At 70.1% G+C, this 16,034-nt stretch carries 14 protein-coding genes; 10 read left to right on the forward strand and 4 right to left on the reverse strand.

All coding sequences use genetic code 11. The features are described 5' to 3' along the window. Positions 1–2 precede the first annotated feature (2 nt). The 4 genes from DD542_RS18110 to DD542_RS18125 are packed head-to-tail and all read left to right on the forward strand — an operon-like array spanning position 3 to position 7,276. Complete coding sequence (locus tag DD542_RS18110; protein WP_127806599.1) at positions 3–845, forward strand: hypothetical protein; 843 nt, start codon at positions 3–5, stop codon at positions 843–845. 15 nt (positions 846–860) lie between these two features. After that, complete coding sequence (locus DD542_RS18115) at positions 861–1,211, forward strand: hypothetical protein (RefSeq protein ID WP_127806600.1); 351 nt, start codon at positions 861–863, stop codon at positions 1,209–1,211. Between the two features lie 45 nt (positions 1,212–1,256). After that, positions 1,257–4,766, forward strand: coding sequence for a S8 family peptidase (locus DD542_RS18120; protein WP_127806601.1), 3,510 nt, complete (start codon positions 1,257–1,259; stop codon positions 4,764–4,766). Positions 4,767–4,783: 17 nt separating this feature from the next. After that, positions 4,784–7,276, forward strand: coding sequence for a hypothetical protein (locus DD542_RS18125; RefSeq protein ID WP_127806602.1), 2,493 nt, complete (start codon positions 4,784–4,786; stop codon positions 7,274–7,276). Positions 7,277–7,294: 18 nt separating this feature from the next. On the opposite strand, the gene DD542_RS18130 is transcribed toward DD542_RS18125, so the two are convergent. Then, the gene (locus tag DD542_RS18130) at positions 7,295–7,903 is read right to left on the reverse strand and encodes a M15 family metallopeptidase (protein ID WP_127806603.1); all 609 of its coding nucleotides are present in this window, start codon (positions 7,901–7,903) and stop codon (positions 7,295–7,297) included. Between the two features lie 69 nt (positions 7,904–7,972). Beyond that, positions 7,973–8,212 carry a 4Fe-4S binding protein gene (locus DD542_RS18135; RefSeq protein WP_079366284.1) on the reverse strand — a complete coding sequence of 80 codons (240 nt, stop codon included), beginning with the start codon at positions 8,210–8,212 and terminating at the stop codon, positions 7,973–7,975. Positions 8,213–8,231: 19 nt separating this feature from the next. Here DD542_RS18135 and DD542_RS18140 point away from each other — a divergent pair, with 19 nt between their 5' ends. Both DD542_RS18140 and DD542_RS18145 read left to right on the forward strand, forming a co-directional pair. Next, positions 8,232–8,699, forward strand: a complete 468-nt coding sequence (locus DD542_RS18140) for a CoA-binding protein (protein WP_066151869.1) — start codon at positions 8,232–8,234, stop codon at positions 8,697–8,699. A 4-nt stretch (positions 8,700–8,703) separates the two neighbouring features. After that, on the forward strand, positions 8,704–9,990 hold the full coding sequence (locus DD542_RS18145) for an O-acetylhomoserine aminocarboxypropyltransferase/cysteine synthase family protein (RefSeq protein WP_127806604.1): 1,287 nt from the start codon (positions 8,704–8,706) through the stop codon (positions 9,988–9,990). Between the two features lie 71 nt (positions 9,991–10,061). On the opposite strand, the gene DD542_RS18150 is transcribed toward DD542_RS18145, so the two are convergent. After that, a complete protein-coding gene (locus tag DD542_RS18150; protein WP_127806605.1) occupies positions 10,062–10,358 on the reverse strand; it encodes an RNA-binding protein in 297 nt (98 codons plus the stop codon). A gap of 390 nt (positions 10,359–10,748) precedes the next feature. On the opposite strand from DD542_RS18150, the gene DD542_RS18155 reads away from it, so the two are divergent. Genes DD542_RS18155 through DD542_RS18170 form a run of 4 tightly spaced genes read left to right on the forward strand, consistent with a single transcriptional unit; the run spans position 10,749 to position 15,580 of the window. After that, the gene (locus DD542_RS18155; protein WP_127806606.1) at positions 10,749–11,612 is read left to right on the forward strand and encodes a cysteine hydrolase; all 864 of its coding nucleotides are present in this window, start codon (positions 10,749–10,751) and stop codon (positions 11,610–11,612) included. Between the two features lie 13 nt (positions 11,613–11,625). Further along, positions 11,626–12,822, forward strand: coding sequence for a nicotinate phosphoribosyltransferase (gene pncB, locus DD542_RS18160; protein WP_127806607.1), 1,197 nt, complete (start codon positions 11,626–11,628; stop codon positions 12,820–12,822). After that, positions 12,819–14,519 (forward strand): NAD+ synthase, encoded by a 1,701-nt coding sequence (locus DD542_RS18165; protein WP_127806608.1) that lies wholly within the window; start codon positions 12,819–12,821, stop codon positions 14,517–14,519. Before pncB ends, DD542_RS18165 begins: the two co-directional genes overlap by 4 nt. 5 nt (positions 14,520–14,524) lie before the next feature. Further along, positions 14,525–15,580, forward strand: coding sequence for a bifunctional nicotinamide-nucleotide adenylyltransferase/Nudix hydroxylase (locus DD542_RS18170; protein WP_127806609.1), 1,056 nt, complete (start codon positions 14,525–14,527; stop codon positions 15,578–15,580). Between the two features lie 61 nt (positions 15,581–15,641). Here the strand turns inward: DD542_RS18170 and DD542_RS18175 are convergent, their stop codons facing one another. Then, entirely contained in the window at positions 15,642–16,007 is a 366-nt protein-coding gene (locus DD542_RS18175) for a thioredoxin family protein (protein WP_164868430.1), read from the reverse strand. Positions 16,008–16,034: the final 27 nt, after the last annotated feature.

A 16,034-nucleotide genomic window follows, 5' to 3' on the forward strand; every position in this document is an offset into this window, starting at 1 on the left:
TCATGCAGACCACACCCTCATGGATGCAGCACGCGGGCCTGCTGGCCGGGCTCGGGCCGCGCGCCTTCGTGCCCCGGGTCGAAGGCGACGCCCTGGCCTCGGACCTCTCATTCCGCACCTGCATCGAGGCCGGCAGCGGCGCGCTGGTGTCGGTGCAGGCGCCGGGTGCGCGCCGCCTCCACCTCTGGACCCGGCGCCCGGGTGCCCCGGGCGCGCAGCGCTGGACCCACTGGCTGGACGGCCAGGAGGTGGGCCAGGTGGTGATCGGGGCCCCCGGCTGGCAGCCGCAGGCATGGGGCTGGGAGCGTCCGCAGCAGGGCCTGCACCGGCGCGTGGGTGCGCTGGCGACCCTCTACCGCATCGACGCCGACCACAAGACCGAGCCCTGGTTCTCCTACCACCTGCCGCGCCAGGCCGAAGCGGCCGATGCGCTGCGCCTGCTGGGCTTGTCGGCCGCTTGGTCGACGGTGGCCGATGTCTGGGCGACCCTGCTGGGCCGCCCCCTGCCGCCGCGCAGCCGGCCCTGGAGCCTGGGCCTGCGCGGCCCCGGCGGCGAGCAGCCCGCGCTGCGGGTGGCCAGCAGCCTGTGGGCGCTGGTGCCGGAGACGCGGGACAAGTGCGACCGGCTGACCGAGGCGGTGCACAGCCTGGGGGGCGACGGCTGCTTCGCCCAGGCGCTCTACAAGCTGCTGGCACCGGACCTGCCGGACCCGCCGTCGCAGGTGATCGGCGCGGCCCTTGAAATCAGCCTGCACCCCGACGGTTCGCTGGACACCGTGCACTTCGTGCTGCGCGGCCCCAAGCAGACCCTCCACCACGGCGGCCACGCGTCGCCCCCTCACTGACCACCGGAGCGCCTCATGGACAACGACGACACCTCCTACCTGAACAAGATCGACGCACCGACCAGCCTGCAGATCCGCCTGCTGGCGCCGCAGGACAACCCGGTGGTCGACGTGCTCCTGCAATGGGCGTCCACGCCCACCGCGGCCGACCTGGATCAGGTGGCCCGGCTCGGCGGTGTCTGGAACCGCCCGCCCACGGCCGCGGCGGGCCCCGCGCCCACCGACCTGCAGACCTTGCGGCTGCCGCTGCGGGCGCTGGCCGAGCTGGCGCGCCTGCCATCGGTCCGGGCGCTGTCGGCCGCCGCGCCGCTGGCACCGGACACGGACGGCGGGCCACCCGCCGACGGCGTCCGGCCAAACCCCTGACGGCCGGCGCACCCGCCCTCCCTTCGATCTCTGGAGAACACCATCATGAGCAAGATCGACGCCTCCCTGAATCTCAACCTCCGGCTGAAGGCCGGCAACCAGCTGCCGGCCGACCTGCTGGACCGCTACGGCTTCTCGGCCGACGGCCAGCGCGTGTCGGTGCTGGTGCAGTTCAACGGCGAGACCGGCCCGCTCGTGACGGCCGGCCTGCAGATCGCCAGCCGGACCGACGACGTGCTGACGGGCGACATCGCGGTGTCGGCCATCGACGCCCTCGCGGTCCTTGAAGGTGTGGTCCGCATCGAGGGCGCGCGCCTGATGCATCCCATGCTCGACATCGCCACGGCCGACGCCCACCTGGGCAACACGCGCAGTCCCGGCATCGGCACGCCGCCCACCGCCTACCGGGGGCGCAACGTGATCGTGGGCCTGATCGATTCGGGCATCGACTACACCCACGCCAGCTTCCGCAGGGCCGACGGCAGCACGCGCATCCTGCGCATCTGGGACCAGTTCCTCGTGCCGGCGGCGGGCGAGGCGGCGCCGGCCGGCTACAGCTACGGCGTCGAGTACACCGACACCCAGATCAACAGCGCCCTGGGCAACGCCAACCCCCACAGCGTGGTGCGCCACCGCGACCGTGGTGCCCACGGCACCCACGTGGCGGGCATCGCGGCGGGCAACGGCCGCGCGGCCGGCACCTTCGCCGGGGTCGCGCCCGAGGCCGACATCATCATGGTGCGCAACGACAGCCGGGGCAGCGACGGCACGCTGCAGCTGGCCAACTCGGTGCGCACGGTCGACGCCCTGCACTACATCTACAGCGTGGCGGCCGCCCTGAACCGGCCGGTGGTGGTCAACCAGAGCCAGAGCATGAACGTCGGCCCCCACGACGGCACGACCCTGCTGGAGCAGGCCATCAACCGGGAGCTGGGTTTTCCCGGCCGGGCCTATGTCTGTTCGGCCGGCAACCAGGCCGACAACGCCATCGCGGTCAGCGGCAGCGTGCCGGCCTCGGGCAACCTGGTGCAGACCTTCAGCGTGCCGGCCGGCGACGTGGTGGACGACACCATCGACCTCTGGTACCCCGGCAACCAGCGGCTGTCGATCACCGTGACCAACCCGGCGGGCGTGGCCACGCCGGTGGTGGCGCCGCCGGCCGCAGCGGCGGCACCGACCACGCTGGTCCACACCCTGGCCGGCGGTAACGTGGTGGCGATCGACTCGCGCATCGACAGCGTGCAGAACCACGACAACGAGATCCTGATCCGGCTGACCCGGGGCACGGCGGCGTCGATTGCCAGCGGCACCTGGCGCATCACGCTGACCAACGCCGGCACCACGGCCGTGCCGTTCGACGCCTGGATCGAGCGCCCGGTGGATGGCAACCCGGTCTGGACCGGCAGCCCCGACACGGTGAGCAAGTCGGTGGCGATCCCCGCCAGCGCGCGCGAGGCCATCGCGGTGGGCTGCTACCGCACCAAGACCGGTGCCGGTGCCGATGCCGGTGGCAACAAGGGCACGCTGTCGGACTTCTCCAGCCGCGGGCCCACGCGCGACGGCCGCATCAAGCCGGACCTGAGTGCCCCGGGCGAGTTCGTCATGTCGGCGATGTCCATCGACGAAACCAGCCCCGGCACCACCGACGCGAGCGGCACCTACCAGCTCATGGCCGGTACCAGCATGTCCACGCCCATGGTCGCCGGCACCGTGGCCCTGATCCTGGAGAAGAACCCCACCCTGCGCCAGGAGCAGATCCGCCTGGGCCTGCAGGCCACCGCCCGCAAGGACGCGCAGACCGGCACCGGCGATGCCGCACCGAACAACAACTGGGGCCACGGCAAGCTCGACATCGAGGCCGCGGTGGCCTACAACTACCCGGCTTTCGCCAGCCGCAACTGGGTGCGCATCCGCACCATGCTCTACAACTGGACCGAGGCCGACACGCCGCCGACCTTCGAGATCAGCGCCAACGAGAACGGCGAGGCGGTGATCGAACTCGCCTGGGACCCGCAGGCCCTGCTCGCACCCAGCACCGGCTATGTGCCGCTGCGCTACTACAACACCGGTCAGGCGCTGGACGTCACCATCACCAAGGCCGCGGGCGGCAACCAGCCCATCCAGCTGCCGGTGCAGGTGATCCGGCTGGCCGGCAACCGGGCGCGCTGGCAGATGCCCCAGGCCCTGTGGGACGGCTACCGCGAGGAGCTGCGCAAGGCGCGGGTGGGCCAGTCGACGATGTCGCCCAACCTCTACTACCGCGTGCGCCTGAACCCCACCGGCGCGGCCTCGGTGCTGATCTGGCCGCCCGACGCCAGCTTCCAGAACGACCCGCTGGCGCAGCGGCTGGCCATCATCCAGACCAACCTGTCGGCCGCCTCGCATGTGGCGCCGGACCAGGCTGCGGTCGACGCCATGCCGGTGCCCTGGGGGGCCTTCCTGCAATGGCTGTGGAACAACCTGCCGGCCGACTCGCCCGACCGCCAGTCGCTGGCAGGGGTGTTCAGCCACCGCTTCTTCAGCAACGAGATCGAGACCGCCACGCGCGGCAAGATCCTGATGCTGTGGCTGTTCGCCGGGCCGGGCGCGCGGCAGAAGCTGCCGACCCTGCTGGACACGCGCTTTCGCAATGCCGCCAACCTGGAGATGTCCATCCTCAAGCAGCCGGATCTGAAGGACCATGAGCTGCTGGTGGACCACCTGCTGGCGCTGCTGCAGATCGATCCGCACCCCGACATCGCCGGTGTCACCGCCGCCGAACAGCTGGTCGACGACGCGCTGACCGAAATCATGGACCCCAACGGCCAGACCAACCAGGGCACGGCCAGCACCTGCGGGCCCACCAGCGTGCAGACCCTGCTGATCAACACCAATGCGTCCGAGTACGTGCGGCTGCTGCGCGGCCTGCTCGGCCGCGAGGCCAAGGCCACCCTGGCCAATGGCGACCAGATCGAGGTGCCGCCGGGGGTCTACCAGGTGGCGCGCTACGCCGGCGCCGCCTCGCTGCCCTTCTTCGTGCGCACCAACGCCGAACTCGGGTTCCAGTCGGCCGTGCTGCGCTATGCGCGCGGCAGCGCCTGGCCCGAGTACGACCCGTCGGCACCGCCGGACGCGCCCAACGGCGTGAACACCGTGTTCCAGGAAACCATGCGGCGCGGCGTGACGGCGGCGCAGCTGCAGCGGGCGCTCAGCGGGCTGCTGGGGCGCGCCCACTCGACGCAGCAGGCGCCGCAGCCCACCGACGCGCTGCGCAACGATTTCGTGCAGCGCATCCAGCAGGCGCGCGACCCGATGCTGCTGGTGGTGCACTGGGGCGCGCCGCCCAGCGACGCGGCCCACACCGGTCTGCATGCGGTGGTGGCGCTGCGCGGCGAGTCGGGCCGGGTGTTCTTCAAGAACCCGCAGTACGCAGGCAGTTCACCACCCGCTGGCGCCGCACCCAATGGCGGCGCGGCCGCCCCGCCCCGTCGCTACGAAGACCCGGCCCAGGCGCTGGAGTCCATGGGCGACAACGACCTGGGCGACTGGATCCGCTGGTTCCACCACCCCGCCTGACCACCAAGGAGCCTGACATGCTGTATCTAGACGCACCGATCGGCCCCATCCGTGGCCTGATGATCTACCGCGATCACGAAGACACCAACCTGTTCTATTACGTGCCCGAGCGGCCCCGGCTCGCCCTCAACGACGGCGTGCCCGAGTTCCTGTTCCTCAAGTACCGGCGCGACATCACCGACAACCCCGACTTCGACCCCGACGCGGGCGGCCAGTCGCTGGGCGGCGGCTTCATGGCCTTCACCGTCGACCTCGGCGTCGACGACCGCACGCTCAGCAGCATCAAGGGCGAGCTCGGCCGCTTCGCCGACGGCGACGTCAAGCTGGTGCCGATCCAGTTCCGCAAGGGCAGCGTGAGGCTGTCGGTGGTCAAGGACTCCGCCGAGGACCCGCCCGCGGGCGCACCGGCGCCATCGCCCACCGCGGCGCGCGGCCTCAAGCTCTACGAGGAGGTGTACGGCGCCACCCAGCCCTCGCTGTTCGGCTTCAACCGCGCCACCTTCGCCATGATGCTCGACCGCGAGGCGGCCACCCTGATGGAGGCCGGCCTGCGCACCGGCATCAGCCCGGTGGGCGTGATCTACAACCTGGAGTTCCTGGGCCTGCGCCCCTCGTTCCGCATCAAGATCCGCGCCGAGTACAAGCGCGTCTACGAGACCCTGGAGGCCGAGTTGGGCGCGCGCGGATCGATCGGCATGGTCAGCCTGGCGGCCGACATCGGCGTGGCTTTCCAGAAGCTGCGCGACAACGGCTCGGTGCAGATCGAGGTGATGAACTTCACCGACGACGAGGACCTGCGCAAGAAGGCCGACGACGCCTGGCAGTGGTTCCAGACCAAGCTGCTGGAGGACTTCTTCGAATCGGCGCTGGAACCGCCGAGCTTCATGACGCGCCAGTCGGGCAACCTGGGCATGCTGGGCCAGCTGCAGTCGCTGTTCGGCGGCCTGACCGGGCCGCAGACCGGCACCGCGCTGGCGCCGCCCATGGGCGCGCCGTCCACCGCCACGCCCACCACCGCGCCGGCGGTGCACGGGCCGTCCGAGGGCGTGCCCTCCACCAGCACCGTCAACCGCAGCGCGGCCGCCGCCAACGCCGGCAGCGGGGGCGCATCGGGCCCGGCGGGCAACAGCTCGATCTCGCCGTTCCAGGTGGCCTTCTCGCTCAAGTTCGTGCACCAGGACGAACTGCAGGTGCGCACCTTCGACTATTCCATGCAGTCGGCCGAGGCGCGCACGGCCGCGCCGCAGGGCATGTTCGGCACCGTGGTGGCGGGCTTCAACCTGGCCGACCGCATCCGCAGCGTGAGCCTGGACGACAGCTTCTTCCAGCGCCTGATCGCCACGGTATCGATGGGCACCGACCTCGCGCAGGCCGGCATCGCCAGCGTGGCGGTGAACCTGGAATACCCCGGCGAGCGCCCGCCCAACGAGGACGCCCTGCACGTCGACGGCTTCCTTTTCGTGCCCGGCAAGACCGATCCGCGCACCTTCACCACCTTCCTCAACGACCGGCGCGACCTGAGCTACCGCTACAAGCTGGACATCACCTTCACGCCCAACAGCGACTGGACGGCGGCCAACACGCAGGTCTCCACCGGCTGGGTGGTGGAGCGCGCGCGCCAGCTGGTGATCGCGCCGCTCGACCACGTGGAGCTGATGGACGTCGAGGTGTCGCTGGGCGACATGGACAGCGGCGAGATCACGCAGGTCGAGGTCGAGCTGGTCTACGACGACCCGTCCAACGCCTTCCGCGTCGAGAAGACCCTGCTGCTCAAGCCCGGCGAGGCCACCAAGCACTGGCGCCTGCGCCTGGCCAACAACGCCACCCGCAGCTTCCGCTACCGGGCGCGCTACTTCCTCAAGTCTGGCAACCTGCGCGTGCAGGAAGATTGGGTCACCACCGCCGACCCGGCGGTGATCATCAACGAGCCTTTCGAGGGCGAGCTCAACATCCGCCTCATCCCCCTGCTGGACCAGACCAACCTGATGGAGGCGGTGGTGGACATCCGCTACCACGAGCCGGCCTCGGGCTACCGGCGCGAGTTCCAGGAGATCTACGACGAGACCCGGCTCGACCGCCGCTCGCTGCGCATCCCCACGCTGGCGCCCGAGCCGCCACCCTTCACCTACGAGACCACGGTGGTGCGCGGCGACGGTTCGGTGTTCGAGTCCGGCCAGGTGGCGGCCGATGGCAACGTGGCGGTGATCATGGACGGCGTCGGCGTCACGCAGCGCATCCGGGTGCGTCTGCCCCAGGCCACGCTGGGTGCGCTGTTCGCGCTGAAGGTGGACCTGCGCGGGCCGGGCGACGAGCCCGACTTCGCCAGCGTGCTGTTCACGCCCAGCCAGCTCGAAGAGAAGACCGTGGTGCTGGTGCAGCCGCCGTCGGCCGGTGGCGGGCCGTTCACCTACAGCTTCACGGTGACGGGCTACAACAACCTGGGCCAGCCGGTGCCCGGGCAGACCGGCCAGCAGTCGGGGCCGGCCTTCATCGTGCCCATGCCGGCCTGAGCCGGCGGCCGGTGTCGCTCAGGCGAACACCGGTTGCCCGCTGGCGAGCCGCTCGCGCAGGCTCGCCAGCATCTCGCGTTCCGGGAGGTCCTGTGCCCAGGCCGGGCGCAGCTGGAAGTGGGGCTGGTCGACGATGGTGGTCCAGTTGCCGCCCCACTCCAGCCCCAGCTCCATGCCCAGCACGCCGACCGCCTTGTACTTGGGCGACTCGGGCAGGTACCTGTTGCCGCTGAAGACGCCGATGTCGAAGGCGATGCCGAAGTTGTGGTTGGAGAAGCCGCCGCGCGCGTTGGTGACCTTGGGGCCGGGTGTGGTGCGGCCCTTGGCAAACAGCGCGTCCTGTTCGGCGAAGCTGCGGGTGCCGCTGATCACCTTGATCTGGATGCCGCTGGCGGCGGCCTTCTGCACCAGCGCCCGGGCCATGGGCCGGGCCTCCGGAAGCAGGGTGGCGATGGCGGTTTCGCTGCGCGGGTCCACCGCGGAGAGGGCCTGTTCGGGCGGCTTGCGGTTGATCGTCGGCTTGACCAGGGCGGCGTAGATGGCGCCCCAGGTCTGTGGTCCGGCACGGCCGTCGGTCTCGATGCCCAGCGCGCCCTGGACGGCGCGGATCATGTCGGTGATGTCCATGGAACCTCCGATGTGAAACGCTTCCCCGAGGAAGCCGGAGGGCCACTGTAGGACGCTCGCGCGGGGGCTTCATCCCTCGTCCAAGGGACCGCCGCCCAGGCGCTGCATGGCGATCGCATCGAACGGGCAGCGCACCGCGCACTTCGCGCAGCCGGTGCAGCCGGCCTCGTCGTGCAGCGTGCTCTTCTTCTGCCAGCCCGGCACCACCGCCAGCGAGAGCACGTGCGGCGGGCACACCGCCACGCACCAGCCGCAGCCGGTGCAGCGGGTCGTGTCGATGACAGGCAGTGCCTTGCGTTCGCTCGCCATGGCGGTATTGTGTCGGGCCATGCAAGACGACATCCCCACCCTGCGCGGCATCCTCGCGCGCGACCGCACCATCGCCGTGGTCGGCCTCTCGGCCGAATGGCACCGCCCCAGCTACTTCGCCGCCAAGTACATGCAGGAGCGCGGCTACCGCATCGTGCCGGTGAACCCGCGCTACCCCGAGATCCTGGGCGAGAAGAGTTATGCGCGGCTGGAGGACATCCCCTTCCCGGTCGACATGGTGGACGTGTTCCGCAAGGTCGAGGAGATCCCGGCGATTGCGAGGAGCGCGGTCGCCATCGGCGCAAAAACGCTGTGGCAGCAGCTGGGCCTGATGAGCGAGGAGGCCGACCGCATCGCGACCGAGGGCGGGCTCGACTCGGTCTGGGACCGCTGCGTGAAGATCGAACACGCGCGCCTCTTCGGCGGCCTGAACTGGGCCGGCGTGAACACCAAGGTCATCTCGGCCCACCGGCCGAAGCAGGTCTGACACCATGGCCGACCGCAACTTCCAGCCCGAGACGCTGGCCATCCACGCCGGCCAGATCCCCGACGCCGCCACCGGCGCGCGCGCCCTGCCCATCTACCAGACCACCAGCTTCGTGTTCGACAGCGCCGAACACGCAGCCAGCCTGTTCAACCTGCAGACCTTCGGCAACGTCTATTCGCGCCTGTCCAACCCCACGGTGGCGGCGCTGGAAGAGCGCGTGGCGGCGCTCGAAGGCGGGCGCGCCGCGGTGGCCACGGCCAGCGGCATGGCGGCCGAAGCGCTGGCGCTGACCACGCTGCTGCAGGCCGGCGACCATGTGGTCGCGGCCGGCGCGCTGTACGGCGGCAGCGTGACCATGCTGGCCGTCAACCTGAAGAAGTTCGGCATCGAGACCACGTTTGTCGATGCCACCGACCCCGAGGCTTTCGCCGCCGCGATCCGCCCCAACACCCGCGCGTTGTTTGCCGAGACCCTGGGCAACCCCAGCATGGTGGTGCTGGACATCACGGCCATTGCCGACGTGGCCCATGCGCACGGCCTGCCGCTGGTGGTGGACAACACCGTGCCCAGCCCCTTCCTGTGCAACCCGATCCGCTTCGGCGCCGACATCGTGGTGCACAGCGCCACCAAGTACCTCGCGGGCCACGGCAGCACGCTGGGCGGCGTGGTGGTCGAGAGCGGCACGTTCCCGTGGGACAACGGCAAGTTCCCCGGCATGACCGAGCCCTCGCCCGGCTACCACGGCGTCAGGTTCTACGAGACCTTCGGCAACTTCGGCTTCACCATGCGCTGCCGCATGGAAGGCCTGCGCGTGTTCGGCGCGGCGCTCGCGCCCACCAGCGCCTGGCAGATCCTGCAGGGCGTCGAAACCCTGCCGCTGCGCATGGAGCGCCACTGCGCCAACGCGCTGGCCGTCGCGCAGTACCTCAAGGACGACCCGCGCGTGGGCTGGGTCAACTACCCCGGCCTGCCTGACCACCCGCAGCACGAGCTGATGAAGCGGCAGATGCGCGGCGCCTCGGGCCTGCTCGCGTTCGGGGTCAAGGGCGGTCTGGCCCAGGGCGTGAAATTCATCGAGAGCGCGCAGTTCATGAGCCACCTGGTCAACATCGGCGACACGCGCACCCTCATCAGCCACCCGGCCAGCACCACCCACCGCCAGCTCGACGAAGCGCAGCAGCTCGCGGCCGGCGTGCCGCCGGACATGGTGCGCATCTCGGTCGGCCTGGAGCACATCGACGACATCCTCTGGGACATCGACCAGGCGCTGGACCGCGCGGTTCAGGCCTGAAGCCATCGGCCAACGACCGACGAAAAAAAACCGGCCCAGCGGGCCGGCTTCTTCGCGAGGAGCGGGAGGGCTCAGTAGCCGCCGCGTCCACCACGGTCGCCGTAGCCACCGCCGGTCGACTCTTTCGGGCGCGACACGTTGACGACGATGTTGCGGCCACCGACGGACAGGCCGTTCAGGCCCTTGATCGCGGCTTCGGCTTGATCGGCAGAGCCCATTTCCACAAAGCCGAAGCCCTTGGAGCGGCCGCTGTCGCGGTCCATCATGATCTTGGCGGAGGCCACGTCGCCGAACTCGGCGAAGTTGTTGCGCAACGAATGGTCGTCGGCGGAGTAGGGCAGGTTGCCCACGTACAGTTTGGTGCTCATGGCGAGCCTTTCAGAGAGTGGCGCCGTGGTCGGGACACAGCCCCGGTGGCGCAGAGAGAAGCGGCTTCAAAGGATGCCGCGAGGACAGATGCCGCAGGAGCCGCAAGGCCGCCGGGCAGGGAGACGGGCTGTGCGGCACAGGGGCTGCCAGCCTTGGGGCTTCGGTTGGCGCATGCCAGCGAACCCGCTCACCGGCGAATCATATGCCTTATGTAAATAAAAAGCCAGTTTTTTATTTTTACTGGTTTTAAAAATGGCTCATTCTGCCGCCGCCGATCACCCGCGCAGGCTTGCGGCGAGGCGCCCTGGAGCACGTCGACAAACCGCCGGGCAGGGCTCAGCGCCCGGGGAAAGGCGCGCCCTCACCTACCATCGACCCAGGAGGACACCATGAGCAGCTGCACCACTGTGTTGGTCATCGACCCGCAGAACGACTTCTGTGACCTGCCCGAGGAATGGCGCGCCGTGGACCCGCTGCGCCAGACCCCCGCCGCACCTGCGCTGCCGGTCAGCGGCGCCCACGCCGACATGCTGCGCCTGGCCGCGCTGATCGACGCCGGGGGTGGTGGCATTCACCGCATCGTCGTCACCCTCGATTCGCACCAGCGCTACGACATCGCCCACCCCACCTTCTGGCAGACCGGCGAAGGCGCGGCCGTGGCGCCGTTCACCGCCATCACCGCGGCCCAGGTCCGCGCAGGCGAGTACCGGCCGCGCGATGCGAGCGCCCTGCCCCGCACGCTCGCCTACCTCGACGCGCTGGAGCAGGCCGGCCGCTACACGCTGATGGTCTGGCCCGTGCACTGCGAGATCGGCAGCTGGGGCCACAACGTGCACCCCGCCGTCAAGGCCGCCTACAACCGCTGGGAAGACCGGCGCCTGGGCGTGGTGCAGAAGGTCACCAAGGGCAGCAACCCCTGGACCGAGCACTACAGCGCCCTGCAGGCCGAGGTGCCCGATGCGGCCGACGAGGACACGCAGCTCAACACCGCGCTGATCGCCAGACTGGACGAGGCCGAGCGCATCGTCATCGCGGGCGAGGCCAGCAGCCACTGCGTCAAGGCCACCGTCGAACACCTGGCGCAGCACCTGCCCTCGCGCCGGCTGGACAAGCTGGTGCTGCTGACCGACGCGATGAGCCCGGTCACCGGGTTCGAGGCACAGGCCACCGCTTTCCTGGCGGATCTGCAGCGCCAGGGCGCGCGCCTGGCCACCTGCGCCGAGGTCCTTCCCCTTCTTCAGGCCAGCGCCTGAACCCGGAGCCACCATGGAACCCGTCATCACCAGCCTGCTGGACACCGACCTCTACAAGTTCACGATGTGGCAGACCATGCTGCACCGGCATCCGCAGACGCAGGCGGAGTACCGCTTTGTCTGCCGCAACCAGCCGGCCTACCCGCTGACCGAACTGCTGGACGAGGTCAACGCCGAACTGGACGCGCTGTGCGCCCTCTCGTTCACCGAGGACGAGCTGCGCTACCTCGGCGGCCTGCGCTACATCAAGAGCGACTTCGTCGACTTCCTGCGCATCTTCCGTTTCCAGCGCGGCTTCATCCAGGCCTTCGCCGAGGGCGACCAGCTGCGCATCGTGGCGAAGGGGCCGCAGGTGCACGTCATGGCCTTCGAGATCTTCGTGCTGGCCATCGTCAACGAGCTGTACTTCCGCCGCTTCGACCGTGCGGCGGCCGAGGTCGAGGGTCGCCGCCGGCTGGAGGCCAAGATCGCCACCATCGAGGCCTTCGTGCAGCAGCCCGCCCTGCGCCACCCCTTCGAGCTGTTCGACTTCGGCGTGCGCCGCCGCTTCTCGCGGCCCTGGCAGCGCGAGGTGGTGCAGGCCTTCAGCGCGCGCCTGCCCCAGGTGTTCAAGGGCACCTCCAATGTGCGGCTGGCGTGCGACCTCGGTCTGGTGCCCATCGGCACCATGGCGCACGAGTACCTGCAGACCTACCAGGCTCTGGGCGTGCGCCTGCGCGATTCGCAGAAGGCCGCGCTGGAAGACTGGGTGCAGGAGTACCGCGGCGACCTCGGCATCGCGCTGACCGACGTGGTCGGCATGGACGCGTTCCTGGCGGACTTCGACCTCTACTTTGCCAAGCTGTTCGACGGTCTGCGCCACGACTCCGGCGACCCGCTGGTCTGGGCGGAGAAGGCCCTGGCCCACTACGCCAAGCTGCGCATCGACCCGCATACCAAGCGCCTGGTGTTCTCCGATGGCCTGACGGTGGACAAGGCCATCGGCATCTACCGCGCGCTGGGCGACCGCACGCAGCTGGGCTTCGGCATCGGCACCCACCTGTCCAACGACGTCGGCCTGCAGACGCTGAACATCGTCATGAAGCTCACCAGTGCCAACGGCCAGCCGGTGGCCAAGCTGTCAGACTCGCCCGGCAAGACCCTGTGCGACGACGCCACCTTCCTGGCCTACCTGCGCCAGGTGTTCAACGTGCCCGCGGAGGCCACATGATCACCATCACACTGGCCCAGCTCAACGTCACCGTGGGCGACATGGACGGCAACGTGCGCCAGATGGTCGCAGCCGCGCAGCGCGCCCGCGACGACGGTGCCGAGCTGGTCGTCTTCTCCGAACTCTCGCTCACCGGCTACTACCCGGGCGACCTGCTCGACGAACCGCACTTCATGGCCCGCGTGGACGCAGGCTTCGAGGCGCTGCTGCTGGCCTCGCGCCAGATGCCCGCGCTGCACTGGGTGATCGGCATGCCGGCGGCCCACCAAGGGCCGGGCAAGCCGCTGCGCAACGTGCTGCGTGTGGTGCGTGCGGGCGAAGTGCTGCTCGAATACGCCAAGCAGCTGCTGCCCACTTACAACGTCTTCAGCGAGCGCCGCCACTTCGAGCCCGGCCCCGACGTGGCCAAGGTGCTGCGCATCGGCACTGCGCAGGTCGGCTTCCTGATCTGCGAAGACGGCTGGAACGACGACGGCAGCGGCTACACGGTCAACCCGTTCGAGCGGCTGCGCGACGCCGCGCCCGACCTGGTGGTGTCCATCAACGCCAGCCCGTCCCACATCGGCAAGCGCGAACAGCGCCACCAGATCTTCGCGGCCGCCAGCCGCCGCCACGGCCTGCCCATCCTCTATGTCAACCAGGTTGGCGGCCACGACCAGCTGGTCTACGACGGCGCCTCCTTCGCGGTGGAGCCGAAAGCCGGCGTGGTGTTCGAGGCGCAGCGCTTTGCCGAGGACGTCACCACGCTGCGCTTCGAGGCCAGCGGCTTCCGCGACGCGCGGGGTGGCGCACTGCCTGCCGTGCCCGCCGAGGGCTTGTCCACTCTGGCCTTCTACCGCGAGCAGATCGTGCTCGGCCTGCGCGACTACGCGCGCCGCTGCGGCTTCACACAGGCAGTGATCGGCTCCTCCGGCGGCATCGACTCTGCCATCACCATCGCGCTCGCGGCCGAAGCCTTCGGCCCCGACCGGGTGATCGCCATCACCATGCCCTCGGTGTTTTCGTCGGCGGGCTCGGTGGACGACTCGCAGACGCTGTGCAACGCGCTGGGCGTGCGCCTGCACCGCCACCCCATCGCCGGCCTGGTGCAGGGCTACAGCGCAGGCTTCGAGGCGGCCTTCGGTGCGCCGCTGCAAGGCCTGGCGCTGGAGAACCTGCAGGCTCGCATCCGCGGCACCGTCCTCATGGAGTACTCCAACACCTGGGGCCACCTGCTGCTGACCACCGGCAACAAGTCGGAGATGTCGGTCGGCTACTGCACGCTCTACGGCGACACCAACGGCGGCCTGGGCCTGATCGGCGACCTCTACAAGACCGAGGTGTTCGCGCTCGCGCGCCACCTGAACGACGCCGCCGGCCGCGAGATCATTCCGCAGGCCATCATCGAGAAGCCCCCCTCGGCCGAACTCGCGCCCGACCAGAAGGACACCGACAGCCTGCCGCCCTACGACGTGCTCGACGAGGTGCTCAAGCACCTGATCGAAGGCCACGGTCTGGCGCGCGAGGAGCGTGTCGAGGTCGAGACCTTCGTGGCCCGTCTGCTGCAGCAGCCCGAGGGCCCGGCGCTGGTGGACCGTGTGCGCCGCATGGTCGCGCGCAGTGAATACAAGCGCCGCCAGGCCCCGCCCGTCATCCGTGTGCGCGCCCGTGCCTTCGGCTCCGGCCGCCAGATGCCCATCGCCGCCCAACACTTCTGATCACCATGAACGCCACTACCCCGACCTTCGCCGCCGCCGTCTGCATCGGCCGCTTCCAGGGCCTGCACCTGGGGCAGCTCGCCGTGATCCGCCGCGCCCTCGCGCTTGCACCGCGCGTGGTGGTCGTCATCGGCTCCGCCTTCCAGGCGCGCAGCCCCAAGAACCCCTTCACCTGGGCCGAGCGGGTCGAGATGATCCGCCTGGCGCTGACGGCGGACGAGGCGGCGCGTGTGGGCTTTCTGCCGGTGCGCGACCACTACGACGGCCAGCGCTGGGTACAGGCGGTGCGCGAAGGTGTGCAGGCGCAGCTGGGTACGCTGCCACCGGGACAGACCGTGCTGGTGGGCCACCACAAGGATGCGACCAGCACCTACCTCGACGACTTTCCCGGCTGGCTGCTGGACGACGTGGGCTCGCAGGGCGCGCTGCATTCGAGCGCCGTGCGCGATGCACTGTTCGGCGCCGCCGGCCACCCGCTGGAGCCCGCGCTGGCGGCACTGGTCAGCCAGGTGCCGCTCTCGACCATTCACTTCCTGCGCGCCTGGGCCCAGCTGCCCTGCTACGCCGAACTGGCGGCGGAATGGGTCAGCCTGCGCGCCGAGAAGGCCTTGTGGGCCAGCGCGCCCTACCCGCCGGTGTTCGTCACGGTCGACGCGCTGATCCAGTGCGCCGGCCACGTGCTGCTGATCGTGCGCGACCGTGCGCCCGGCCAGGGCCTGTTCGCCCTGCCCGGCGGCTTTCTGGAGCCGCGCGAGACGGTCTACCAGTCGGCCCTGCGCGAACTGCACGAAGAGACCGGCCTGCACCTGCTGCCGGCCGACATCGCGCACGCGCTCAAGGGCGTGCGCGTGTTCGACCACCCCGACCGCAGCGCGCGCGGCCGCGTCATCACCCACGCCCACCACTTCGACCTGGGCCAGCGTCCGCTGCCCGAGGTGCAGGGCGGCGACGACGCCCGATCGGCGCAGTGGGTGCCCATCGCCGACCTGGCGGCGATGGAAGACCGCTTCCACGACGACCACTTCCACATCCTCGACAGCTTCCTCGGGTTGACCGCCTGACCCCCGACGCCGCTCAGTGGATCGACGCCCGGCTCCGGTGCTTCGGTGAAAGGAATGGTGTTCAGGCGCGGTGGCGCGCGGCCAGGCGCTGCGCCAGCGCCACCGCCTCGGGCGCCACGCCCTGTGGGACGGCATCTTTGGCGCCCAGGCGGGTCAGCAGGTGGTCCAGAAACGCCGGCTGCGGCGGGATCGCGCTGAGGAACAGGGCCTGGCCACCGCGGGCGATCAGCACTGTGGGGAAGGTCTCGATGTCCAGTCCCACCTCGTCCATCAGGTCCGGTTCGTCCTCGATGTCCAGCCACTGCCAGCGGTGCTGCGGGTGGCGCGCGACGGCCACGTTCCAGTCCGGCCGCCAGGCCCGGCAGGCACTGCACCACTCGGCACACAGACAGACCACATCCAGCATCGCGCGCTCCAGCCCAGACATCACAATCGGGGGAGCATAGCCGCGCCC

The organism is Hydrogenophaga sp. NH-16 (genome assembly GCF_004006415.1).
Lineage (GTDB): Bacteria > Pseudomonadota > Gammaproteobacteria > Burkholderiales > Burkholderiaceae_C > Hydrogenophaga > Hydrogenophaga pseudoflava.